This is a genomic window from Streptomyces sp. NPDC026206 (assembly GCF_040638465.1).
Classification (GTDB): Bacteria; Actinomycetota; Actinomycetes; order Streptomycetales; family Streptomycetaceae; genus Streptomyces.
In genome coordinates this window covers 207,695-231,813 of record NZ_JBEZYL010000001.1, presented here as the reverse complement: position 1 = coordinate 231,813, position 24,119 = coordinate 207,695, and the positions used below count along the sequence as shown (strand labels likewise).

Here is a 24,119-nt window from a genome sequence, read left to right as displayed (position 1 = left end):
CGCGCGTAGCGTTGGCTCGTATGTACGGGCCCGGCGGCGAGGAGTGATCCACGCTGCCGGGCCCGCGGTCCTTACGGGCCGGTCTTCACCGGCCTGCGATCACGGGTTGACGCGGACCTTGATCTGGCCGTCGGCGATCTTCTTCTTCGCGGCCTCGATCTGGTCCTTGATGTCGTCGATGTAGCCGCCGGAGGTGGCCAGCGACACGCCGCCGTCCTTCAGCAGGTACGGGTGCGGACCCGTGAGCGGCTTGCCGTCCTTGACGCTCTTCATCAGGTCAAAGACCGCCACGTCCACGTTCTTCACCACGGAGGTGAGGATGGAGCCCTTGTACTTGGCCAGACCCGGCTGCTGGTACTGGTCGGAGTCGACGCCGATCGCCCAGGCACCCTTCTGGCCGGCGATGGCCTCGATGGAGCCGTTGCCGGACAGGCCGGCCGCCGTGTAGATCACGTCGACGCCCGAGTCGAGCATGCCCTTGGCCTTCTCCTTGGCGGCCGCCGGGTCGTTGAAGCCCTTGTCGTTGTTCGGGTACAGGTACTGCGGGGTGATCTCGACCTTGGAGTCGGTGTCCTTCACGCCCTGCTCGAAGCCGGCCTGGAACTTCTGGATCAGGGCGTTGTTCACGCCACCGATGAAGCCGACCTTGTGGCTCTTGGACTTCAGCGCCGCGGCGACACCGGCGAGGTAGGAGCCCTCGTGCTCACCGAAGGTGATGCTGTCGATGTTGTTGCCCGGGGCGACGGAGTCGACGACCGCGAAGGTGGTCTTCGGGTAGTCCTTGGCGACCTTCTCGATCGACTTCGAGTAGCTGAAGCCGACGCCGATGACCGGGTTGTAGCCCGCCTCGGCCAGCGAGTTCAGGCGCTGCTCGCGGTCGGCCTCGGTCTCGTTGTTCTTCGCGGTCATCATCTTGGAGCTGATGCCCAGGTCCTTCTCCGCCTTGTCCGCGCCACGGGCGGCGGACTCGTTGAAGGAGTGGTCGTCACGGCCGCCGACGTCGAACGCCAGACCGGCCCCCTTGCTCTTGCCCCCGCCGGACTCGGTCGAGGACTCACCGCAAGCGGTGAGAGTGAATGCGAGAGCCGCGGTGCTGATGCCCGCGACAGCGATGGTGGATACCCGGCGCACGAGGGGCCCCTTCACTCGAAGCGCCTCCGTTGGCGCTGGTTCGCGGGAATCGTAACGCGCGTAGATGCAGATAAAAGGGGTGCCCACAAGCCGTTATCGGATCGTCGCGAACCAGTCTTGACCAAATTGCCTACATTCGGTTGCCGTCCAGCAAAGCAGCGGCGGTGAACAGCTCCACACCCACCCCGATGGCGTCCTCGTCCACGTCGAAATCGCCGCAATGCAGGTCACGGCGGGTTGTATCGCCCACCGGCCGCACGCCGAGCCGGGCCATCGCACCCGGCACGTGCTCCAGGTACCAGGAGAAATCTTCGCCACCCAGGCTCTGCTCGGTGTCCTCCACCGCGTAGCGTCCCCGGCGCGTCGCCATGGCGCGCCGGAGCAGGGTGGTGACCTCCGGATCGTTGACGACGGGCGGCACGCCGCGGATGTAGTTGATCTCGGACTTGGCGCGGTGCAGGGTGGCGACCTCGTCGACGGCGGCGTGCACCAGGTCGGGCGCGTCCCGCCAGGTGTGCAGGTCCAGGCAGCGGACAGTGCCGCCGAGCTCGGCGTGCTGCGGGATGACGTTGCAGGCGTGGCCCGTCTCCAGCCGGCCCCAGGTGACCGAGAGGCCCGAGCGGGCGTCGGCGCGCCGGGCGATCAGCGCGGGGACGTCGGTGGCGACCCGCGCGGCGGCGGTCACCAGGTCTGTGGTCAGGTGCGGGCGGGCGGTGTGGCCGCCGGCGCCGGCGAGCGTGACCTCCAGCCGGTCGCAGGCGGAGGTGATGGCTCCGGCCCGCAGCCCGATCCGGCCGGCCTCGACCTTGGGGTCGCAGTGCACCGCGATGATCCGGCCCACCCCGTCGAGCGCGCCGCACTCGATGGCGTCGAGCGCGCCGCCGGGCAGCACCTCCTCGGCGGGCTGGAAGATCAGCCGGACCGGGCTGGGCAGCAGCCCCTGGGCGGCCAGGTCCGCCAGGACCAGGCCGGCGCCCAGGACGACGGTGGTGTGCACGTCGTGGCCGCAGGCGTGGGCCATCTTGGGGATCGTCGAGCGGTACGGGACGGTCTTGGTGTCCGGGATGGGCAGCGCGTCGAGATCGGCGCGCAGCGCGAGCAGCGGACGGCCGGCGGCGGCGTAGGAGGCGCCGTCCCGGCCGATGTCACAGATGAGCCCCGTGCCGCCGGTGAGCGTGCGCGGTCTGAGCCCGGCCTTCTCGAGCCTCGCCCGAACCGCCGCGGTGGTGCGGAACTCGCGGTTCCCGAGCTCGGGGTGCATGTGCAAGTCCCGCCGGAACGCGATGAGTTCGGCACGCAGCCCGGAGGGGAGCACGCCGGGCAGATCACCTTCGACGGTTTCGGGGTCGGCTTCGCAGGGCATCAGATGATTCACCCTGCGAAGGGTAGAGCCCCGAATGGGGCAACTGTCCTTCAATCAAGAAAAGTTCAGCCGCATGGATGGGTCCACCGAGGGGTATGACCCGTATTTACGGCGTACCTTCGGCGACACGCGCCACCGGAACGGGTACACGCGGCAGGCGGCGTACCTCGCGCGCGGTGCCCGTGACCCCGGCCAGGAAGCCCTCGGCGCGGGGCGAGGCGTGCTCGGTGAGCCAGGTGGGGTCGATGTCGCAGACCGCGACGCCCACACCGGTGCCGGCGAGGGCCAGCGGCAGGGTGTGCACCACGGTGGAGGGAAAGCTCAGGACGGTACGGGCGATGGGGCCGCGCCGGGCGACCAGCTCCAGGGGCAGCTCGGGCCGGACGATCTCCAGGCCCGTCACGGCGGCTATCCGGCGCAGCTTGTCGGTACTCTCGCGGCGGTGGGCGAAGTAGCGGGTGGCCCCGTGATCCCGGGCCAGGGCGGTGACGGCGGCCAGATAGCGCTCGGGGTCGACGACGCCGGTCTCGACCAGGGAGGTGCCCACGAGGTCCGTGCCGCGGGTGAGGCGGGGCGGGCCGTGAGTGGCGCGGGTCCAGGCGAAGTCGTTGGCCGTGACCGTCACTCCGGGTGGTGGTTCGACGGGCATCGCGGTGAAGACCTCGACCGTACGGCGGTTGTTCGGGGTGAGCTTGCGGCGCGCTGTTGCGGCCACCGGCGCGAAGACCAGTCCGCGCGCCCCCAGTCCGGTGCGCCGGTGCCAGCGCACGAGGCGTTCGCCCCGGGCCAGTTGGGAGACGAACTCCATGGTCGCGGTGCCGTCGTCCACCACGACGAGCTCGCGGGCGCGGGTGAGGGTCAGCAGCAGTTGCACGTACCGCGAGAACGGGTCGCCGATGACGACGCGCCGGGCCCTGCGCAGCGGTCCGGCGAGCGAGCCGACGGTGCTCACGGGCGCCCCGGGGCCGCCCCGGGCCTCCTCCCAGCGCACCCGGTGGCCCTGGTCCCGGGCCAGTTCGGTCATCCGGCGCAGCTGGCCGCGGGTCATCGGGTCGTGGGGGGCCAGAACGACGACGAGGAGGTCGCCGGCGAGCGGAGTGATGTCCCGCTGTTCCGGCTGACGGGGCACTGCGTCGCACAGCGGGGGCGGTTCGGCGCGCGGGGCGGGGGTGCGGGAGTCGCGCCGGGCGGTGCGGTACGCCCATTCCAGGACGTTGAGCAGCTGCACCGGACTCTCGACGAAGGCCAGGGTGGGGGCCACAGGGTCCTTGGGCCCCCGCAGGCGGCGGGTGCGGCCGGCAGGAGCGGCCGCCGCCTCGGGGGGCGGGCCGGATACCGGCCCCTGGGGGGAGGTCACCGCGGTGCCGCCCGTCAGACCGCGACGGGTTCGCGGTCGTCCGCCCCGGCGACCACCCCCGCCACGCGGCGCAGTTTGCGCATCGGGCCCAGTTCGCTGTCGTACACCCGCTTCACCCCGTCGCCGAGCGACTCCTCGACGACGCGGATGTCGCGCACGAGCCGCTGCAGGCCGCCGGGTTCGACGGAGGCGGCCTGGTCGGAGCCCCACATGGCGCGGTCGAGGGTGATGTGGCGCTCGACGAAGGCGGCACCGAGGGCGACGGCGGCCAGGGTGGTCTGCAGCCCCGTCTCGTGGCCGGAGTAACCGATGGGCACGTTGGGGTACTCGGCCATGAGGGTGTTGATGACGCTGAGGTTGAGCTCGGCGGCCCTGGCCGGGTAGGTGGAGGTGGCGTGGCAGAGCACGATGTTCTCGCTGCCGAGCACCTCGACGGCGTGCCGGATCTGCTGGGGGGTGGACATGCCGGTCGACAGGACGACCGTGCGGCCGGTGGCGCGCAGGGTGCGCAGCAGTTCGTCGTCGGTGAGGGAGGCGGAGGCGACCTTGTGCGCGGGGACGTCGAACTTCTCCAGGAAGGCGACGGACCCGGTGTCCCACGGCGAGGCGAACCAGTCGATGCCGCGCGTGCGGCAGTGCTCGTCGATCGCGCGGTAGTCGTCCTCGCCGAACTCGACGCGGTGGCGGTAGTCGATGTAGGTCATCCGGCCCCACGGCGTGTCGCGTTCGATGTCCCACTGGTCACGCGGGGTGCAGACCTCTGGGGTGCGCTTCTGGAACTTCACGGCGTCGCAGCCGGCGTCGGCGGCGGCGTCGATGAGGGCGAAGGCGTTGACGAGGTCACCGTTGTGGTTGATGCCGATCTCACCGGTGATGTAGACGGGGTGGCCGGGACCCACGGGACGGTTACCGAGGATGCGGGTGCGAGTGGGGCTCATGTGAGGCAGGTTCCTTACGTGGAAGGGGTCAGCGGCAGGGGCGCCGGGGGGTCAGGGGCAGAGGGTGGGGCCGAGGAGCCAGGTGGCGATCTCGCGGACGGCACCGCTGCCGCCGGGCGCGGCGGTCACGGCACGGGCGGCGCCCCGTACGGAGCCGTGCGCGTCCGCGACGGCCACGGGCCAGCCGACGAGCCCGAAGCAGGGCAGGTCGTTGACGTCGTTGCCGGCGTAGAGGACCCGCTCGGGTGCGATGCCCCGCGCTTCGCACCACCGCTTGAGGGCGATGTCCTTGCGGTCGGTGCCGTGGATGACCGGCACCTGCAGCTTGCGGCCGCGGGCGGCGACGACGGGGTTGGTCTCGGTGGAAAGGATCAGCAGCTCCAGCCCTGCCCGGCGCAGGGCCGCGACGCCGAGCCCGTCGCCCCGGTGCACGGCCACGAACTCGCGTCCGTCGGCGTCGATGAGCACGCGGTCGTCGGTCTGGGTGCCGTCGAAGTCGAGGACGACGGCGTCGACGTCCTCCCGGCCGGGCAGGGCGCCGCCGTCGGTGTCGAGCAGCGGCGCGAGCGCCCGGGCACGGGCGAGGTCGTGGGGTTCATCGACCTCCAGGACACGGGCGGCCTCGGTCCGTACGAGCTCGGTACGCCCGAAGAAGCGGTGCCGTGCGGCCCGGAATCCGTCGGCGCGCATGGCGTAGGCGGCGCCGGTCTCCAGCAGGTCCTGGGGGCGGTCCTGGCGGCGGGGGCGGTGGGCCGCGTCATGGTTGACGCCGCGGCCTCCGGCGGTTTCTTCCCCGGTCCCGTCCCTTCCCGAAACCGGGGGCGTTCCCCCGGACCCCCGGACCGCGCTCCGCGCGGTGTCCTCAATCGCCGGACGGGCTGGACTTTCCAGCCCGTCCGGCGGTTGAGGACCGGGGTCCGGGGCAGCGCCCCGGGAAACGGCGGAAGGGCGGGGCTGGGAAATGCCGCCGGAGGCGCCCTCCCGCCACACGAAGCCGTGGAACGGCGCCACCGTCAGCGCGCTGTCCGCACCGCCCTCGACGACAGCCGAGGCGACACCGTCCACATCCTCCGACGTCAGGAACGGGCTCGTGCACTGCACCAGCAGCACCGTGCCGACCGCACGGTCGTACCTCGCCTCGTACACGTCCATCGCGTGCAGCACCGCCGCCTCGCTCGTCGCGGTGTCCCCCGCGATCGCCGCGGGGCGGTGGACGACCACCGCGCCCGCGCCGCGTGCGGCCTCCGCGATCGCCGCGTCGTCCGTGGACACGACCACATCAGTGACCAGACGTGCCGCCCGGCACGCGCGCACCGCGCGCGCGACCAGCGGTACTCCGCCGACCGCGGCGAGGTTCTTGGAGGGCACCCCCTTGGAGCCGCCGCGGGCGGGAATGACGGCTAGGACGGCCGGTGGCGCGGGCATGGTGTGCTCCTCGGGGTCTCGTGTGAACGGTGGTGCCGTCACAGCTCTCCCAGCCGGCGGATGACGGGCGCCACGCGCTGCACGCCGTGCCTGTACGCGCCGCGGGCGGCGTCCCGCAGGACGCTGCGCGTGGCGCGGTGCAGGGCGTTCTCCTCGCGTGCGGGGGCAGCGCGCCCGGGCAGGGGGCGGCCCTGCGGGCCGAAGCCGTGGCGGGCGAGGATCGCGGGGAGGTAGCCGGGCGCGGTCCGCGCGGTGTAGTAGGGGGCGAGCGGCGGCAGGGTGGCGCGTGCGGTCAGCTCCGCGAGGCGCTCGCGTGCGGCGTCGAAGGCGTGCTCGTAGGCCCCGTCCGCGGCGACGCCCTGGCGTGCCGTCCACTGCGGGTCGGGTGCCGGCAGGTGGCCGGCGTCCAGCTCGTCCCAGGAGGCGAGGCAGCCGGAGCCGAGGAAGTGGTGGTTGCCGAGGGGCTCGCGGATGCCGAGGTCGGTGAGGACGGCGGTGGGCACGGTGCGGTGCAGGGATTCGAGGGCGGCCGTGGAGCTGACGGTGACCAGGAGGTCGGTGCGGCCGAGGACCTCGCCCATGTGCCCGTACACCAGGCGGCAGTTGGAGGGCAGGCCGCCGGGGATGCGGGCGGCCAGCTTCTGGTACGGGTGTTCCTCGATGTGCGTGGTGTGCTCTCCGGGCCTGCTGCGAAGTTTGATCAGCACCTCCCGGCCGGGGTGCAGCCGGGCGTGACGGGTGGCGCGTTCGAGTAGGTACGCGCGGTCCGCGCGGCCTTCCGGGACGGAAGGCTGAGCGGCGAATACGACGGTGTACGGGCGCTGTCGGGACGGCCCGGCGTACTGCTCGCCGCCCAGGAACGGCAGCGCGCACTGCGTGACGCTGCCGTCCGGGGCGCCGACGCCCGCGTAGACGGCGCGGAAACGCTCGGCGTCGTGGCGGGAGTTGGCGAGTACGAGGTCCGCGCCGTGCCGCAGCAGCAGGCCGTCCGCGAGTTTCTCGTACACGACGCCGACATAGCCGGTGACGACGGCGGGCCGGGCGGGCGACCGGGCCCAGGCGTGGCCCAGGCCGTGCAGCATCGCCTGGACCGCGCCCCCGACGCAGGCCAGCACGACGACGTCGTAGCGCCACCGGCCGGCCGCGGCGACGAACTCCGCGCCCGTGACCTCGCTCAGCGCGTCGGCGCGGACACCCACTTCGGCGAGCTGGCGGACCGTGGGAGTCGCACGGCCCCGCAGCAGGTAGCCGTCGAGGGACCCGCCGGGGGCGAGCCGGCGCGCGGTGAGCGCCCCCCATTTCCACCGGGTGTCGGAGTCCGCGAGCACGGCTACCCGCAGCGAGGGTGACGAAGATGCAGCACGTGATGGCACGTCCCCGACGATAGAAATCCATTCCGTTTCGTTGCCCAACGGGACTTCAACAGCCGGTAAACAGCACACCGACGGTCGGCGAATCGGCTGACGGTAAAGGCGGTTCATCGATCCGCCGCGCTTCGTTCACCTTCGCTTACGCCCGGCGTCGGAATGAATGCCGGGGCGTCGCATAGCGTCACGCGCGTGGTCAAGCTCTCCGTCATCGTGCCGTTCTTCAATGTGCAGACATACGCCCCCGACACACTGAGGAGCCTGGGTGCGAACGCCCGTGAGGACTTCGAATTCATTCTTGTCGACGACTGTTCGACGGACGGCACGCCCGACCTCCTGGACCGCGCCGCGCGCGAGGTGCCGGGTGCCGTGCTGGTCCGCCACGGTACGAACGAAGGGCTGGCCACCGCCCGCAACACCGGTCTGGAGGCGGCGCGCGGGAAGTTCATCACCTTCCTCGACGGCGACGACTGGCTGGCGCCGGGCCACTGTTCCCGGCTGCTGTCGGTGATCGAGGAGTTGGGCGTGGACTTCGTCCGCACCGACCACGTCCAGTGCACGGGCCGCACCCGCACGGTCCACCGGGTCCCCGTCGGCCTGCGCGGCGTGGCGCTGCGGCCGCGCGAGGCGATACTGCCCGCCGGCCGCTCGACGTCCGTGGACTATCCGTACGCGTGGGCGGGCATCTACCACCGCCGCCTCCTCGAAGCGGGCCTGCTGCACTTCCGGCACGGGCTGCGTACCGCCGAGGACCGGCCGTGGATCTGGCGGCTACACCGCGAGGCGCATTCCTTCGCCGTCGCCGGACTGCTCGGCGTCTTTTACCGGCGCGGGGTCGCCACGTCACTCACTCAAATCGGTGACGTACGGCAACTTGATTTCCTTCGCGCATTCGATCAGGTAATCGAGGAAACCTCGCGGGATCCGGATGCGGAGAAACTCCTGCCGAAGGCCGTTCGTACGTACTGCGCGATTATGTCGCACCATCTCGGCGCCATCGAGAGATTCGAACCCGCGGTCGCAAAAACGCTGCGTTCGATGAGCGCGGCCGCAATGAAACGCATGCCGAAAGATCTTGTCGAGGACGCGCTGAATTCCATGGACTGCGACCGTGCCGCCCGGCTGCGCAGACTGCGCCGCCGGCCCGTGACCCGCGCCGCGGCGGGGGTGACCGCCTGATGCCCGCGCGCCGCCGCACCCAGCTCCTTCTCGCCTCGACGCTGTACGGGGCCGCCACGCTCGCGGCCGCGCTCGACGCCGGGCTCCTGCCCGCGGCCGACCGCAGGCTGCTGCTCGTCGCCAACACCGCCGCCGTCCCCGAGACCACCCCCGCCTTGGACGAGGCGCCCGGCTTCGACCGGCTGCGCACCCGCTTCGACGGGGTGCTGTCCTGGAACGGGACGATCAGCCCCTTCCACCCCACGGGCTGGTCCCCGCGCCCGGACGACGTGCCGCTGTGGGAGCGGTACCTGCGGCTGCTGTGGGGGCTCGGCGAGGACGACGTGGCCATCGTCCTGGAGTCCATCCAGGTCAACCCTGCCCTCGCCCTCGCCCAGCTCTTCCCCGACGCACCGCTGGAGGTCTACGCCGACGGGCTGATGAGCTACGGCCCAACACGCAGCAGGCTCGACCCCCTGATCGGCACCCGCGTGCGCCGCCTCCTCCACCTGGACCTGGTGCCCGGCCTGGAGCCGCTGCTGCTCAAGGAGTTCGGGGTCGAGGCGCGGATCGTGCCCGGTGAGGTCTTCACCAAGGTGCTGGCCGAGCTCGGCGACGCCGCCTGCGGCAGCCTGCCGGAGGGCCCCCAGGGGGCGGCGCTGCTGCTCGGCCAGTACCTGTCGGCGCTGGACATCCTCACGCCCGAGGAGGAGGAGCGGCTGCATGTGCGGATGCTGCGCGGCGCGGTGCGGTGCGGCCACCGCGAGCTGGTCTTCAAGCCGCATCCCTCCGCGCCGGCGCGCTGGTCGCGGATGCTGGAGGACGAGGCGGCCCGGCTCGGCGCGGCCCTGACGGTCCTGGACGCACCCGTACTGGCGGAGGTCGTCTACCAGCGGCTGCGGCCCGCGCTCGTCGTCGCCTGCTTCTCCACCGCCCTGCTGACCGCGAGCACCTTCTACGGGCTGCCGGTCGCCCGGGCCGGCACGGATCTGCTGCTGGAGCGGCTCACCCCGTACCAGAACAGCAACCGGGTGCCGGTGACCCTCGTCGACGCGCTGCTGCCCGACCTCGAGGACCCGGACGGCCCGCCCGGCGGCCCGGAGCACCTGGAGGGGCTGCTCGCCGCCGTCGGCTATGCGATGCAGCCCCAGGTCAACCCGGGCCTGCGGCCCGCCGCCGAACGCTATCTGGCCGCACACCCGGGCGCCCGTACCCGGCGTTACTTCAAGCGGCGCCGCCTCACTTCGCTGGCGCTGCCCGGCGGGGTTCCCTCCGCACTCGCCTTCCTGCCGCGCAGTCAGGCCGTACGGCGCGTGGTCCGCCGGGCGCGGGCGCTGCGCAGGCGGGCGGCGAAGAGGACGGTGACCACCGCATGACGGCCCCGAGCCCGGCCCTGCCCGGGGTGCCCGGGGTGCCCGGGGTGCCTGACCGGCCGGCGGTGGCGGTGGCCAGGAAGTCCGGATCCTCCGGGCGGCTGCGGGCGCTGGACGGGCTGCGGCTGGTGGCCGCGCTGATGGTGGCGCTGTATCACTACGGCGGGCGGGACGGCGACGTCTCCCGGGCGTGGGGCGCCTCGCCGCGCCATGAGTTCCCGCACCTGTCGGCGGCGTTCGCCTACGGCTGCCTGGGCGTGCAGATCTTCTTCGTCATCAGCGGCTTCGTGATCTGCATGAGCGGCTGGGGCCGGCCCCTGCGCTCCTTCCTCGCCTCGCGCACCGCCCGCCTCTACCCGGCCTACTGGACCGCGCTCGTGCTGGTCACGCTGGTCTTCGCGCTGCCGTGGGTGACGTACCGGACGGTGTCGGCCAGTGACACCCTGGTGAACCTGAGCATGCTGCAGCAGCCGGTGGGGGCCGAGCGGGTGCTCGGGGTGTGCTGGACGCTGTGGGCCGAGGTGCGGTTCTACGCGCTGTTCGCGCTGTGCGTGGTGCTGCCGGGCGCGACGCGCCACCGGGTGGTGCTGTTCTGCGCGGTGTGGACGCTGATGGCGGTGGTCACGACGGCGTCCCATGTGGAGTTCCTGCGGGTGGTGTTCATGCCGGAGCACGCGCCGTTCTTCATCGGCGGCATCGGCCTGTACCTGCTCCACCGCTTCGGCAACGACGCCCTGTCCTGGGGCATCGTGGCGGTGAGCTTCCTGCTGGGCCAGCACTACGCGGTGGCGGGGCTGTGGCACCCGCCGAACCCGCACTACTTCTCCTACCGCTCCCCCTACGTCATCATCGCCGTCCTCGCCGTCGGCTACGCGGCCGTCACGGCGGTGGCCCTGGGCTGGGCCCGGTGGGCGAACTGGCGTTGGCTGCCGTTCGCGGGCGCGCTGACCTACCCCTTCTACCTGGTGCACGAGCACCTGGGGTGGGTGGTGATCGGCGCCCTGCACCGGGGGCTGGGCGTGCCCTCGTACGCGACGTTCGCGCTGACGGTCGCGCTGATGCTGCTGCTGGCGTGGGCGGTGCACCGCTGCGTGGAGCGGCGGCTGGCGCCCGTGCTGCGGGCGGCCCTGAACGGGGCCTCAGCCGGTGGGGCCCGGCGGCGGGGCGGGGGCGGCGGGCTTCATTAGCGTGACGCCGACGCCCGCGACGATCGCGGACAGGCCGTCCTCGAAGCCCTTGTCGAGGTCCTCGAAGAACTCCCAGCCGGCTTCGGCCGCCAGCGGGTGGCCCTCCATCCGGCGGTCGCGGTCGGTCAGCGCGTACACGGGGTCGCGCTCCCCGCCCGGCAGCGGGTAGACGGACTGCTCCTCGATCACATAGCCGACCGCGAAGGTGTGCGCCGTGAACCAGGCGCGGGCCCCGCTGCGCACGGAGGCGCCGGAGCCGGTCCATATCTCCAGGAACCTCTCCAGCGGGACCGCGTGGTGGTTCTCGGTGAACCGGGTGCCGCTGAAGACCTTCCCGCCGTCGCGGTAGCCGAGGAGGGTGCGGCGCGCGATGCGGGCGGACGACGCCAGGTACTCCTGCCAGGTGGCGGCCTCTATGCCCGCCAGTGGTCCGAGCATGCGGCGCATCATCTCGGTGGCCATCTCGTCGAGCAGTTCCTGCTTGTTCTTGAAGTGCCAGTACAGGGCGGGCGCCTGGACGTCGAGCTCGCCGGCGATCCGCCGCAGGGCGAGGCCTTCGAGCCCGACGTCGTTCAGCACCCGCAGGGCCGTTTCGGCCACCGTCGAGCGGTCCAGTCTTCCCGGTCGAGTTCGCACCTTGACAGCTTAACGGCGTTCAGGTCACGCTGTACACCGTGAACTTAACAACGTTAAGGGGGACGGCATGAACAACGGCACGTGCACCGGCACATCCACTCGCACCACCCGCCTCGACACGCCCGCCGAGGGAGCGGTCAGGGGATCCGGCGCCGAAGTGCTGATCGCCGGGGCCGGGCCCACCGGGCTCGTCCTCGCCATCGATCTCGCCCGGCGCGGCATCCGCCACCGCCTCGTGGACCGCGCGCCCCGCGGCTTCCCCGGCTCGCGCGGCACCGGCCTCCAGCCGCGCACGCTGGAGGTTCTCGAGGACCTGGGCGTCCTGCCCGCCGTCCGGGCGGCGGGCGGCCCCTGCCCGCCGATGATGAGCTGGAAGGGCGCCACACGGATCGGCGAGTGGGATCTGGTCGAGCGCACCGCCCCCACGCCCGCCGTCCCGTACGGCGAAGTACTGATGCTCCCCCAGTGGCGCACGGTCGAGATCCTCAACGCCCGCCTGGCCGAGCTCGGCGGCCGCGTCGACTTCGACACCGAACTGACGGACTTCACGCAGGACACCGACGGCGTCACCGCCACCCTCACGCGGACGGACGGCGAGCGGGAGACCGTCCGCGTGGACTACCTCGTCGGCACCGACGGCGGCCGCAGCACCGTGCGCAGTGCGCTCGGCATCGGCTTCGACGGCGACGTCGTCGATCCCCAACCGGTACTGCTGGCCGATGCCTTCATCGACGGACTGGAGCGCACGCACTGGCACATATGGCCCGAGGCGCCGGGCGGGATGGTGATGCTGCGCCCGCTGGAGGGCACGGAAACCTTCCAGCTCATGGCCCGCTTCGACGACGATCCTGCTCACCGGCCGGACGCCGAGCGGGACGCCACCCCAAAGGCCCTGCAGCGCCTGATCACCGACCGCACGGGCCGTACGGACCTGCGGGTGGGCGAGGTGACGTGGTCCTCGACGTTCCGGGCCCGGGCCGCGATGGCCGAGCGATTCCGCACGGGGCGGGTCTTCCTCGCCGGGGACGCGGCGCATGTGCACTCCCCCGCCGGTGGCCAGGGCCTCAACACCAGCGTCCAGGACGCCTACAACCTGGGCTGGAAGCTCGACGCGGTGCTGCGCGCGAACGCACCGGACACTCTGCTCGACACCTACGAGTCCGAGCGCATGGACGTGGCGGCCGGTGTGCTGGGCCTGAGCACCCGCGTCCATCAGGCCGACCGGAGCGGGGCGGCGCGCCGCGGCGCAGAGACCCACCAGCTCACCATCGGCTACCCCGCCGGCCCGCTGACCCGCGAGTTGCGCGAGGACGTCCCCGAGGGCGCCCTGCGGGCCGGTGACCGGGCGCCGGACGCCCCGTGCAAGGACCCGTCGGGGGCCACGGTCCGCCTCTTCGAGGCCTTCCGCGGACCGCAGTTCACGCTCCTGGCCGTCGGCTACGAGGACGCTCTGCCGGACTTCGAGGGCGGGCCGGCGCATACGTACCGCGTCGAGGGGCCGACGCCGGACCTGCGGGACCCGGACGGCCACGCGCGCGAGGCGTACGGCAGCGGCCTGTTCCTGATCCGCCCCGACGGGTACATCGCCCTGGCGACCGACGACCCGTCGGATGTGGCGGCCTATTGGCGGACCGTCTCCGGCTAGGCGGCGCTTCGGCCGACGGCTACAGCACGCCGGCCAGCCGGTCGCGGCCGGAGCCGGCGGCCCGGCCGAGGGTGAACAGGCCCACGAGGACGGCGATGAGCAGGGCGATCAGTGGTTTACAGCCGCCGCAGTGCGGCGACCGCCTGCTCGGCGATCGCTTCGGGCCCGGGCGTGACGTCCACGGCGATGCCCGCCTCGTCGGCTCCGAGCGGTTCGAGGGTCGCGAACTGAGAGTCCAGCAGCCGCGAGGTCATGAAGTGGCCCTTGCGGGCGGCCATGCGCTCGGCGATCAGCTCGCGCTGACCGCTGAGGTGGAGGAAGACGACGACGCCGGGGGCGGCGGCGCGCAGCCGGTCGCGGTAGGCGCGCTTGAGGGCCGAGCAGCTGACGACGCCGCCCTCGCCGAGGGCGGCGCGGCCGCGCGCCCAGTCACCGATGGCGTCGAGCCAGGGGGCCCGGTCGGCGTCGTCCAGCGGGATGCCCGCGGACATCTTGGCGATGCCGGCGGGCGGGTGGAAGTCGTCGCCCTCGGCGTAGGGGACGCCGAGTGCCCTCGCCACCAGCGGGCCGATCGTGGTCTTGCCCGTGCCGGCCACTCCCATCACCACGACGACGTGGGGGCCCGTGCAGGTCTCGGCCATGGGTACCTCGCTCTCTCCGCCGACATCAGTGTGCGGCCTCACCGGAGCGGGCCGAGGCGCTGACGCGGGAGATCGCGACGGGAGCCATGGCGGAGTGGACGTTCTGGCGCCGTGAGGGGCGTCACCCCTCTCCGCGGCCGGGCGGCCACCGCTCGTACCACCGCCGGTCCGCCTCCAGCTGGGCCGCCAGCGAGATCAGCAGCGGCTCGCTGTTCGCCGGGCCCAGGAGCTGCGCGCCCAGCGGCAGCCCGGACTCCGTGAAGCCGGACGGCACGCTCAGCGCGGGCCAGCCCAGGACGTTCCAGGGCCATGCGTACGGACACGCCATGATCATGCGGGTGTCGGTGTCGCGGCTGCCCAGCCCGGCCAGGTCGCCGGTGCGCAGCGGCGGTACGGCCGTGGTGGGCGTCAGCACGGCGTCGAAGCGCCAGAACATCTCCCCGATCCGCCGCCGCAGCGGCGCCTCCGCCGCCCGCGCCGCGCGCAGCACCGCGCCGCCGAGGAGCAGACCGCCGCGAATGTTGGCGCGCGTACGGGGGTCCAGCACCGCGTGATCGGGCACACGGGCGGCCCAGTCGCGCACCCCGGCCATCGAGCGCGGCACGAAGGCGAACCCGATCGGCCCGTAGCGGGGGTCCTCCTCCACCACCTCGTGCCCCAGCACCTCCAGCCGCTCGGCCAGGCGCAGGGTCGCGTCCCGCACGGCCGGGTCCAGCCGGTGTCGGACGGCGGCGAAGGCGGGCCGCAGCGACAGCGCGATCCGCAGCCGCCGCCGGGGCCCGTGCCCGGCCGCCGCCAGGATGTCGACGACCGGCGGCCGGTGCAGGTCGCCCTCGTGCGAGCCGCTCGCCACGTGCAGCAGCAGCACGGCGTCGCCGACCGTGCGCGCGAACGGCCCGTCACACGTGATGCCCTTGAACGACTCCCGCTCCGGCCACGTCGAGATCCGCCCGCGCTGCGGCTTGATGCCGACCAGGTGCGTCCAGGCGGCGGGAATCCGGATGGACCCCGCACCGTCCGATCCCAGCGCGGCCGGTACGAGCCCGGCGGCGACGGCCGCGGCGGAGCCGCCGGACGAGCCGCCAGGGGTGTGCTGCAGGCTCCACGGGTTGCGCGTCACGCCGAAGGCGGGCCCGTCGGTGACGGGCCACTGGCCCAGTTCCGGGGTGTTGGTCTTGCCGACGATCACTGCTCCGGCGGCCCGTAACCGGCGCACGGCCTCACTGTCGGCCTTCTTGTCCGGGAAGGCCCCCGGGCACCCGAAGGCGGTCGGCTCCCCTTCGACGTCCATGTCGTCCTTGACTGCGACCGGCACGCCCAGCAGGGGCAGCCGCTCGCCCGCGGCGAGCCGCCGGTCGGCCTCGTCCGCCTCGCGCAGCGCCGCTTCGGCGCGCACCCGCCGGAAGGCGTTGAGCGTGGGCTGCGTCCGGTCGATGCGCCGCAGCGACCTCTCCACCAGTTCCCGGGAGGAGGCCAGGCGCCCGGCCAGCGCCGTCACCTGCTCCCGCAGCCCCTCGTGCTCTTCGCTTATGAAACCGGTCACCCGATCCCCTTTCCCCACTCGAACACACGTTAACGGGGCAGGAGTTGTAGGGATACCCGGCCGGGGCGCCACGGCGCGGAGGAAGCCTCCGTGCACTGCCGTGAACGGGTACAGCCCCGCCTGCCGATTTCGCGGCGGGAGGGGGTAACCCCCCGCGCCCCTAGGTGGCTTACCGGATGGGCAGCAGCGTTCCGCTCAACCAGCATGTACCGCATGACACTTCGAACGCGCAAAGCCCTTCTGTTCACCCTCTCCTCAGCAGCCCTCGCCGCCACTCTCACCGCTCCCGCCCACGCGAGATCCGCCGCTCCCGCCGCCCCCACCCTCGACTGGAAGGCCTGCGCCGGCTCCCCCGGGGCCGAGTGTGCCGGCCTCTCCGTCCCGCTGGATTACCGCGAGCCCGGTGGCCGGCACCTCACCGTCGCCGTCTCCCGGCTCCGCACCGACCGGCCGCAGGCGCGGCGCGGCACGCTCCTGCTCATCCCCGGCGGGCCCGGCGGCTCCGGGAGGGAGAAGCTGCGCAGCCGGGGCGAGGCGGTGCGGAAGGCGACGGGCGGGGCCTACGACATCGTGTCGTTCGATCCGCGCGGCGTCGGCGGGAGCTCACTCGCCGACTGCGGCCTGGAGAAGGACGACCTCGAACTCACGCACCTGCAGCCCTGGCCCGGGCCCGGCGGTGACATCCGTGCGAACGCCGACAGGAGCCGCCGGATCGCCGAGACGTGCACGCGCAACGGCGGCGAAGTGCTCCGCTCCCTCTCCACCGCCAACGAGGTGCGCGACATCGACATGCTCCGCCAGGCGCTCGGCGAGAAGAAGCTGTCGGCGTGGGCGAGCTCGTACGGTACGTACGTGGGGGCGGTGTACGCGCAGAAGTACCCGCAGCACACCGACCGTTGGGTGCTCGACAGCAGCGGCGACCCGGACCCCTCGCGCGTGGCGCGCGGATGGCTGGCGAACATGGCGGGCGCGGCCGACGACGTGTTCCCCGACTTCGCCGCCTGGGCGGCCGACCCGGCCCGGGAGGCCGGGCAGCGCGTCGCCGAGCGGCCCGAGGACGTACGGCCGTTGTTCCTGGCGCTCGCGGAGAAGCTGGACGGGGTCCCGGAGGAGGCCGGCGGCAAGCAGCAGCTCACGGGCAACCGGCTGCGGATGATGATGCAGTCGGCCCTCTACAGCCGCACTGCGTATCCGCGGCTGGCCGAGATGATCGTGGCGGCCCGCAGGGCCGGTGACACCCCGGTCGCGGTGGAGCCGGCGCGTATCTCCTCCACGGAGGCGGCGGTCTACGTCGGTGTCATCTGCAACGACGTGCGCTGGCCGCGCTCGCTCCCGGACTACACCCGTGCCGTGGCCGGCGACCGTGCGAAGCACCCCCTCACCGCCGGGATGCCCGTGAACGTCACGCCGTGCGCGTTCTGGCCGGACGAGCCGGCGGACAAGCCCACCCGCATCACCGCGGACGGCCCCTCCAACGTCCTCATGGTGCAGAACCTGCGCGACCCCGCCACCCCGTACCGCGGGGCGCTGAAGATGCGCGAGGCGCTCGGGGACCGCGCCCGCATGGTCGCTGTGGACGCCGGCGGGCACGGCGCCTACCTCGGCGGCAACGCCTGCGGCGACGGTGCCGTCAACGATTTCCTCACCACCGGACGCCGCCCGGCGCACGACACGCTCTGCCGCTGAGCGGGCGCCGCTCTCAGAACAGCTGCTGCTGACCGTCCATCGGCGGCTCCTCCGGGTCGAACAGCCGTGGTTCCGTCGCCAGCAGCGGGGCGGAACGGCGCGAGCCGGGGCAGGAGACCAGGTCGTACGAGACGCGTCGCCCGGGCGGGTCGTGGCGGGCGAAGCGGCCACCGACCACGGCGATCTCGCGGGCGCAGACGGGGCAGGTACGACGGGGAGAGGACATACCCACCAGTGTCCCTCAAACCGAAGCGCCCCTCAGAACGACTCCGTCGGCACGTGCGAACCCCACACCTCGCGCAGCGCCCCGCACACCTCCCCCACCGTCGCCCTCGCCCGGAGCGCGTCCTTCATGGGAGGCAGGACGTTGTCCGACGTGCCCTGCGCCGCCTTCTTCAGCGCCGACAGCGCCGCCGTCACCGCCGCGCCGTCCCGCTCCGCCCGCAGCCGCGCCAGGCGTTCGCGCTGCCGGGTCTCGATGGCGGGATCGACGCGCAGCGGCTCGTACGGCTCCTCCTCGGCCAGCTGGAAGCGGTTGACACCCACGACGACCCGTTCGCCGCTGTCGGTCTCCTGGGCGATGCGGTAGGCGTTGCGCTCGATCTCGCCCTTCTGGAAACCGTGTTCGATGGCGGCCACCGCGCCGCCGAGGTCCTCGACGCGCCGCATCAGAGCCAGGGCGGCCTCCTCGACGTCGTCCGTCATCGACTCCACCACGTACGAGCCCGCGAAGGGGTCGACGGTGGCGGTCACGTCCGTCTCGTACGCCAGTACCTGCTGGGTGCGCAGCGCCAGGCGGGCCGCCTTCTCGGTGGGCAGGGCGATGGCCTCGTCGAAGGAGTTGGTGTGCAGGGACTGGGTGCCGCCCAGTACCGCCGCGAGGCCCTGGACGGTGACGCGGGCGAGGTTCACCTCCGGCTGCTGGGCCGTGAGCTGGACCCCCGCCGTCTGGGTGTGGAAGCGCAGCATCTGCGACTTGGGATCGCGGGCACCGAACTCCTCCTTCATCACGCGCGCCCAGATCCGCCGGGCCGCGCGGAACTTGGCCACTTCCTCCAGCAGCGTCGTGCGCGAGACGAAGAAGAACGACAGCCGCGGCGCGAAGTCGTCGACGTCCATGCCGGCGGCGAGGGCGGTCCGCACGTACTCGATGCCGTCGGCGAGCGTGAAGGCGATCTCCTGGGCGGGCGAGGCGCCGGCCTCGGCCATGTGGTAGCCGGAGATGGAGATGGTGTTCCAGCGGGGGATCTCGGCTCCGCAGTACTGGAAGATGTCGGCGGTCAGGCGCAGCGAGGGCTTGGGCGGGAAGATGTACGTCCCGCGCGCGATGTACTCCTTGAGGACGTCGTTCTGGATGGTGCCGGTGAGGCGGCCGGCCGGTACGCCCTGTTCCTCCCCCACCAGCTGGTACAGCAGCAGCAGGAGTGCGGCCGGGGCGTTGATGGTCATGGAGGTGGAGACCTCGCCCAGCGGGATGCCGTCGAGGAGCACCCGCATGTCCTCGACGGAGTCGATGGCGACGCCGACCTTGCCGACCTCGCCGCTCGCGATCGGCGCGTCGGAGTCGTGGCCCATCTGGGTGGGCAGGTCGAAGGCGACGGACAGGCCGTGCGTGCCGTGGGCGATGAGCCGGCGGTAGCGGGCGTTGGACTCGGCGGCGGTACCGAAGCCCGCGTACTGCCGCATGGTCCAGGGGCGGCCGGTGTACATCGTGGGGTACACGCCGCGGGTGTAGGGGTACGCGCCCGGCTCGCCGAGCTTGTCGGCGGGGTCCCAGCCGGCGAGCGCGCCGGGGCCGTAGACGGGCTGGATGGGCAGTCCGGATTCGGTCGACCGGGTCATGGGATGCGATGCCTCCCGCTCCGTTTCGGAGGTTCCTCACCCGGACTGTAGCGGTGGGGGGCGGCGGGAAGAGGGGGGCGCGGGCAGGACCGGGGGAAGAGCCCCGCCCGCGCCGATGCGCGGAGCCGACGGTATGGGGGGAACTCCGGCTCCTGCGCAGCCGATGACCAGTCGGCTCACTTCCTACAGCGCCGCGGCGTCGGAAAGTGTCACACCGGGTACCGGCAGGGGGGCCGGGAGGACGGTATGGGCGCGGCTGCGGCTGCGCGGCAGGGCCGGCGAACCGCTCCCCGCCGAGCCGGCGCCGGAGCCCTGCCCGGCACCGCCCGTGGCGTCGAGAGCGCTCAGCAGCCGTTCGCAGTACGCGCGGACGGCCGCCGCGCCGGGGCCGCCGGCGTTGCGCTCCAGGGTGCGTACCTCGTCGTCGTCGACGCCGCCGCGCTGGGTGCCGTTGGTGAGGAACTCGCGGCAGATCCTGGCCGCCCAGGCGCGGCCTCCCCGGGCGTTCGCATCGCCGGACGTGTCACCGCTGTCGCCCTTGCCCTTGGTGTCGCCGTCGTCGCGCGGGGACGCCGAGGGGCTCCGGCCCGGTTCGCCCGTCCTGCCGCCGGGGGCGTCCGGGGTGCCGGTGCCGCCGGGCCGACGGGTGTCGTGGGCGTCGGGCCCGCCCGTCCGCCCGCGGCCGCTCGCGCCGGGCGAGGGGGTGGCGCGGGGGCCGGGGGTACCGGGGGCGAGGGTCTCGGCGCCCCCGGCCACGGTCACGCTGGCGGCGGGGGCGGGTTCCTTGCCGGCGCGGCCGAAGGGTCCGGGCAGGACGCCCGTACCGGCGGCGACGGCGACGCCGCCCACCGCGCAGCCGGCCAGGGTCAGGGCGAGGGCCGCCTTGGCGGGACGGTGCAGGAAGGAGCGCAGGACGGCCACGGGTCCGGCCGCGTGCGGCACGGCCGGGGCCGCGCCGGCGGCATGCGCCCGGCGGAACGCGGCCAGGGCGGCCTCCTCGCCGGGCAGCGGGCCGTCGGGCAGGGGTCCGGTGAGGGACTTGAGCGCCGCGTCCAGCCGTTCGGCCGCGATCCGTGCCGACTTGTCCGAGCCGTCACCCGCGACCGCCGCGCTCTCGGCGACGACGGATTCGCCGCGCAGCAACCGCTCCACGGCGTCGTCATCCAGCCAGTCGTTGTCGTACCGGTGGTCGTCCGCCATCACATGTCCTTCTGCGTCCGCGCGCGCAATTGCGTCACACCGGCAGAAGCGTTCGCTCCGCCGGCTCCGGTGTGTGACTGCCGCTGTCCGGGTGCGGCGTCGGCGATCTGCCGGCCGCCGCCCGCCGTCACGAGCTCGGCCAGCCGCCGCAGGCCCCGGTGAGCGGCGGTGCGCACCGCGCCGGGGCGCTTGCCCAGCACTCCGGCGGCGCTCTTGGCGTCGAGGCCGACGACGACGCGCAGCACGACGGCCTCGGCCTGGTCCTGCGGCAGCTGGGCGATGAGGGCGAGGGTCTGACCCGTGCCGAGGGCCTCCAGGGCCTCCCCGGCGGTGTCCGCGTCGGCGGCGTGGCCGGCGAGTTCGCTCTCGTCCCCGCCGATGGCCGGGCGCCGGCCGCGCATGCGTATGTGGTCCAGGGCGCGGTTGCGGGCGATCCTGGCGGCCCAGCCGCGGAAGCGGTCGGCGTCGCCCGTGAACCGCTCCAGGTCGCGGGCTATCTGCAGCCACGCCTCCGAGGCCACGTCCTCCGCCTCGGCCTCGCCGACCAGTGTGCGCACGTATCCGAGCAGGCGTGGGTGCACGGTCCGGTAGACCGTACGGAATGCCGTCTCGTCCCCGCCCTGCGCCGCGCGCACCGCGGCGGTCAGCTCAGCGTCGTCCCCCTGCACGCTCACATCCTGCACCACGCGCCATACCTGCGGTTCAGTAGCCCTGCGGACCGTTGCCGAAAGGATTCTGCGGCCCGGCGCCCGGGGTGCCGTAAGGGGGCTGCCCGTACGGCTGCTGCGCGGGCGGCTGCGGCTGCTGCTGCGCGGGCCAGCCCGGCATCGGGGCCGGCGGAGCGCCGTACGGCATCCCCGCCGCGGGCATCGCCTGCATGGGCATCCCCTGCATGGGCATACCGCCCATGGGCGGCACGGCCTGCGGGCCGGCCAGGGCGCGCTGCTCCTGCATCCGCGTCAGCTGCCGCACGACCAGGAGGGCGAGGACGGCGGCCGCGATGTACAGCACGAAGGACAGCGTGCTGACCGACAGCGCGGTCTTCAGCGACTGGATGTCCTCCTCCAGGGACGAGGAGCCGTAACGGCGGGACTCCAGCCTCCCCTGGGCGATCGTGTACATCACCGAGCCGATCATGCTGAACGCGTTCGCGGTGACCCAGAGCACCCACCACGCGTTCAGCACGCCCTTGGACGCGCTCTGCGGGCCCGCCGGGGCGCTGGCCCGGTAGATGTCGTTGGCCATCTGCTTGGGGAACCAGAAGTTGACGACCGGCGTGAACCACGCACCGACCGCCCAGCCGCTGCCGAAACGGTGCGTTCCGGGCGCGAAGGCCTCGGCGTTGAGCCGCATCCGGCGGAACCAGATGATCCACAGCACCGCCGTTGCGGCCAGCGAGAGGAAGTACAGGCCCATCATGGCGGCGTAGAAGCCGTCCGCGTCGTCGGCCTTGGCCAGCGCGCCGGACGTCGCGCCCTTGCTGAGCAGTTCGTCGATCGCGCTGCGCTGCTCGCCCCGGGCCGCAATGAGGAGCAGCAGCATGACCATCGTCACCGACAGCAGCACCGTCAGCGCGATCCGGACCCCGCGCCGCAGGTCCACTCCGCCGACGGGCATGCCCATCGGGGCCGCCGCCGGGTAGGGATACGGCGGCATCGCGGCGGCCGCCGGCTGCTGGTACGCCCCGCACGCGGCGCAGCGGCCGTCGTGGCCCACTGCGGCGGCGCGGCAATGACCGCACGGATACATCGTTCAGACCCCCAGGGTTGCGGCCCGCCCGGCCACGGGAAACAGCTATGAGCGGGAGATACTACGCGCCCTCGCAGATCCCCGGTGTGACGGATTTTCGATTCCCGGCGCTGTAGGAAGTGCGTACCTCACCAGGGTTCGCAACGGACGGCGGCCGGAGCCTCTCCTGTGGGGGGTGGCGGCTCCGGCCGTCCTTCCGTCCGAACGTCCGCCTGACCTGCGCTTATGCTCCGCCTCACTCCGGACCATGATCAACCGCGTGACCAACGCATCCGGCGCGTCTCACACAACCTTCGCCAGACCAATGCGCTGGGCCGTCCCCGAGGCCGGCTTCCGCGCCCCCTCTACGCGGCGCTGGCCGTACTGCGCCATGGTGTAGCCCGGCGAGTGATGCCGAACGTTCGTGCCGCGGGGCACGACCGACCCGACTCGCTCCGCGACGCCTGCACGGACATGCTGGCCAAGCGGGATGTCTTCACCCCATACGGCCAGATGCTTCTCGACGAGATGTGTGACTGGGCGAAGACCATCGACTTCGACGCCCTGGCCCGCGCGATCTCCAGCCCCGAGTACGCGGGCTACAAGCCGGCCGTCGCGGCCTGGGGCCGCGCTACGGCTCGAAGGTAATCCCGACCTCCCGCGCAAGGCTCAGGGCCAGCTCCATCGACCCTGGGCCTTGCACCGCGGCACCCTTGAGGTTGGCCACCCCGCCAACGTCAATGAGCGTGCAGTTCTCGAAACGGATGGTGCCGGTCTCCACGTTGGCGAACTGCGCCCCCGCGAGATCGCAGTTCTCGAAGCGTACGTTGTGCATCGAAGCCCACTGGAAGTCAGCGCCGGGCATCCGACAGTCGCTGAAGATGACGCTATAGAGCTTCGAGTGCCTGAACATCGCGGTGTCGCTGCGGCACGTCTCGAAGCGCACGTCCCGGAAGGTTCCCGACTTCCACGAGGACCCGGTGAACCGGCTGCCACTGACCTTGCAGCGGATCAGCGAGACGTCCTGAGCGCGGAACTGGGCGAAGTCGCAGGTGTCGAAGATCGAGTCGCTGATCTGGCTGCCGCGCAGCTCGGTGCCGGTAAAGCGCACACTGTCAAAGTGGCAGCCCTCGGCTTCCACGGCTTCCGCGGACAGGCCGGCGAGCAGCGTTCCGCCGTACCTGATCCCTTTGAGGATCGCGTCGTCTTCGAGGCCGTCCCTGGGCATCTGCACGTCCCGGAGCTGAGGCAGCCGCCTGGGGGCGGTCGGGGCTTTCACGCGCACGGCCTTGCTGCCCTGACTCGTGACGTGGGACATTCGCCTCGGTCCGATCTCCGTACCTGCTGGAAGCCCTGCCGACGGCATGCGACCGATCCGCCCAGAAGGCGTGAGCCGACGAGGGCGTCGAGTGCTCGTGCAGCGGAACGCAGGGAGCACGCCGTGAAGGGCGTGCCGGGTGCCGCAGGTGAGCTTGGCCAAAATCATGCGCCCCGGCCATCGGTTGCGGAAGTCACTGGGAACCCGCGCACCAGCGCAAACACACGCGCCCGAGGGCAGGCCACAGCGCAACCCAGCACCGGTGCACCCTGCCGAGCTCCCGCACATCGGGCATAAAGAAGCAGGTACCGGCGAGGGCGCGCATCTGCCGTCTCAAGCGTGAACACGGCGAGGTGGGCGTGTAGCCGGTGTTCTGCGCCCGGGGGCTGCGCATGGGCGCGTAAATGTGCGCTGGTGCGCGTCCCCCGGACGGCTTACGCACTCGGTCGGCGAGGTGCATGGTTTTGGCCATGCTCGTGCTCGGCCCTGGGACGTGTTCTCCGGGCGGGGCGCCTGGTGCCGTCTCACGGTGCCGGTGGAGCCGTGACCCGAGCCGGCACATGCCGGCTTCTTCAGGCAAG

The 24,119-nt window shown here is 72.6% G+C and carries 21 protein-coding genes; 6 read left to right on the top strand and 15 right to left on the bottom strand.

The window, feature by feature from the left end; translation table 11 throughout:
• Positions 1-99: 99 nt before the first annotated feature.
• From AB0F13_RS01045 to AB0F13_RS01020, 6 genes are all read right to left on the bottom strand, one after another.
• Positions 100-1,131: a BMP family ABC transporter substrate-binding protein gene (locus AB0F13_RS01045; RefSeq protein WP_362073066.1), complete on the bottom strand. Its 1,032-nt coding sequence runs from the start codon at positions 1,129-1,131 to the stop codon at positions 100-102.
• Positions 1,132-1,261: 130 nt separating this feature from the next.
• Entirely contained in the window at positions 1,262-2,494 is a 1,233-nt protein-coding gene (locus tag AB0F13_RS01040) for an amidohydrolase (protein ID WP_362074420.1), read from the bottom strand.
• Positions 2,495-2,600: 106 nt separating this feature from the next.
• Positions 2,601-3,776, bottom strand: coding sequence for a hypothetical protein (locus tag AB0F13_RS01035; protein WP_362074417.1), 1,176 nt, complete (start codon positions 3,774-3,776; stop codon positions 2,601-2,603).
• 89 nt (positions 3,777-3,865) lie between these two features.
• Positions 3,866-4,789: an N-acetylneuraminate synthase family protein gene (locus AB0F13_RS01030; RefSeq protein WP_362073063.1), complete on the bottom strand. Its 924-nt coding sequence runs from the start codon at positions 4,787-4,789 to the stop codon at positions 3,866-3,868.
• A gap of 51 nt (positions 4,790-4,840) precedes the next feature.
• Complete coding sequence (locus tag AB0F13_RS01025; protein WP_362073060.1) at positions 4,841-6,214, bottom strand: acylneuraminate cytidylyltransferase; 1,374 nt, start codon at positions 6,212-6,214, stop codon at positions 4,841-4,843.
• A gap of 38 nt (positions 6,215-6,252) precedes the next feature.
• Complete coding sequence (locus tag AB0F13_RS01020; RefSeq protein WP_362074414.1) at positions 6,253-7,542, bottom strand: DUF6716 putative glycosyltransferase; 1,290 nt, start codon at positions 7,540-7,542, stop codon at positions 6,253-6,255.
• A gap of 231 nt (positions 7,543-7,773) precedes the next feature.
• Between AB0F13_RS01020 and AB0F13_RS01015 the strand changes: the two genes are divergently transcribed.
• The 3 genes from AB0F13_RS01015 to AB0F13_RS01005 are packed head-to-tail and all read left to right on the top strand — an operon-like array spanning position 7,774 to position 11,299.
• Positions 7,774-8,760, top strand: a complete 987-nt coding sequence (locus AB0F13_RS01015; protein ID WP_362073057.1) for a glycosyltransferase family 2 protein — start codon at positions 7,774-7,776, stop codon at positions 8,758-8,760.
• Positions 8,760-10,115 carry a polysialyltransferase family glycosyltransferase gene (locus AB0F13_RS01010; protein WP_362073054.1) on the top strand — a complete coding sequence of 452 codons (1,356 nt, stop codon included), beginning with the start codon at positions 8,760-8,762 and terminating at the stop codon, positions 10,113-10,115. The genes AB0F13_RS01015 and AB0F13_RS01010 overlap by 1 nt, the downstream gene beginning before the upstream one ends.
• Positions 10,112-11,299, top strand: coding sequence for an acyltransferase (locus AB0F13_RS01005; protein WP_362073051.1), 1,188 nt, complete (start codon positions 10,112-10,114; stop codon positions 11,297-11,299). The genes AB0F13_RS01010 and AB0F13_RS01005 overlap by 4 nt, the downstream gene beginning before the upstream one ends.
• On the opposite strand, the gene AB0F13_RS01000 is transcribed toward AB0F13_RS01005, so the two are convergent.
• Positions 11,252-11,935: a TetR/AcrR family transcriptional regulator C-terminal domain-containing protein gene (locus AB0F13_RS01000; protein ID WP_362073048.1), complete on the bottom strand. Its 684-nt coding sequence runs from the start codon at positions 11,933-11,935 to the stop codon at positions 11,252-11,254. The genes AB0F13_RS01005 and AB0F13_RS01000 overlap by 48 nt on opposite strands.
• 67 nt (positions 11,936-12,002) lie before the next feature.
• Here AB0F13_RS01000 and AB0F13_RS00995 point away from each other — a divergent pair, with 67 nt between their 5' ends.
• Positions 12,003-13,580, top strand: coding sequence for an FAD-dependent monooxygenase (locus AB0F13_RS00995; RefSeq protein WP_362073045.1), 1,578 nt, complete (start codon positions 12,003-12,005; stop codon positions 13,578-13,580).
• A gap of 116 nt (positions 13,581-13,696) precedes the next feature.
• Here AB0F13_RS00995 and AB0F13_RS00990 read toward each other — a convergent pair whose 3' ends face one another.
• Complete coding sequence (locus AB0F13_RS00990; RefSeq protein ID WP_362073042.1) at positions 13,697-14,221, bottom strand: gluconokinase; 525 nt, start codon at positions 14,219-14,221, stop codon at positions 13,697-13,699.
• Positions 14,222-14,342: 121 nt separating this feature from the next.
• Entirely contained in the window at positions 14,343-15,752 is a 1,410-nt protein-coding gene (locus AB0F13_RS00985) for an amidase (protein WP_362074412.1), read from the bottom strand.
• 225 nt (positions 15,753-15,977) lie between these two features.
• On the opposite strand from AB0F13_RS00985, the gene AB0F13_RS00980 reads away from it, so the two are divergent.
• Positions 15,978-17,450: an alpha/beta hydrolase gene (locus tag AB0F13_RS00980; protein WP_362073039.1), complete on the top strand. Its 1,473-nt coding sequence runs from the start codon at positions 15,978-15,980 to the stop codon at positions 17,448-17,450.
• Positions 17,451-17,463: 13 nt separating this feature from the next.
• Here AB0F13_RS00980 and AB0F13_RS00975 read toward each other — a convergent pair whose 3' ends face one another.
• The 5 genes from AB0F13_RS00975 to AB0F13_RS00955 form a co-directional block, all read right to left on the bottom strand.
• Positions 17,464-17,676: a hypothetical protein gene (locus tag AB0F13_RS00975; protein ID WP_362073036.1), complete on the bottom strand. Its 213-nt coding sequence runs from the start codon at positions 17,674-17,676 to the stop codon at positions 17,464-17,466.
• Positions 17,677-17,708: 32 nt separating this feature from the next.
• A complete protein-coding gene (locus tag AB0F13_RS00970; RefSeq protein WP_362073033.1) occupies positions 17,709-19,292 on the bottom strand; it encodes a methylmalonyl-CoA mutase family protein in 1,584 nt (527 codons plus the stop codon).
• A 183-nt stretch (positions 19,293-19,475) separates the two neighbouring features.
• Entirely contained in the window at positions 19,476-20,492 is a 1,017-nt protein-coding gene (locus tag AB0F13_RS00965; protein WP_362073030.1) for a hypothetical protein, read from the bottom strand.
• Positions 20,492-21,160 carry an RNA polymerase sigma factor gene (locus AB0F13_RS00960; protein WP_362074409.1) on the bottom strand — a complete coding sequence of 223 codons (669 nt, stop codon included), beginning with the start codon at positions 21,158-21,160 and terminating at the stop codon, positions 20,492-20,494. Before AB0F13_RS00960 ends, AB0F13_RS00965 begins: the two co-directional genes overlap by 1 nt.
• A 34-nt stretch (positions 21,161-21,194) precedes the next feature.
• Positions 21,195-22,208, bottom strand: coding sequence for a DUF4328 domain-containing protein (locus AB0F13_RS00955; RefSeq protein WP_362073027.1), 1,014 nt, complete (start codon positions 22,206-22,208; stop codon positions 21,195-21,197).
• Positions 22,209-22,631: 423 nt separating this feature from the next.
• Between AB0F13_RS00955 and AB0F13_RS00950 the strand changes: the two genes are divergently transcribed.
• Positions 22,632-22,868, top strand: coding sequence for a hypothetical protein (locus AB0F13_RS00950; protein ID WP_362073024.1), 237 nt, complete (start codon positions 22,632-22,634; stop codon positions 22,866-22,868).
• On the opposite strand, the gene AB0F13_RS00945 is transcribed toward AB0F13_RS00950, so the two are convergent.
• Complete coding sequence (locus AB0F13_RS00945; protein WP_362074406.1) at positions 22,852-23,448, bottom strand: pentapeptide repeat-containing protein; 597 nt, start codon at positions 23,446-23,448, stop codon at positions 22,852-22,854. The two genes, AB0F13_RS00950 and AB0F13_RS00945, sit on opposite strands and share 17 nt — an antisense overlap.
• Positions 23,449-24,119 lie beyond the last annotated feature (671 nt).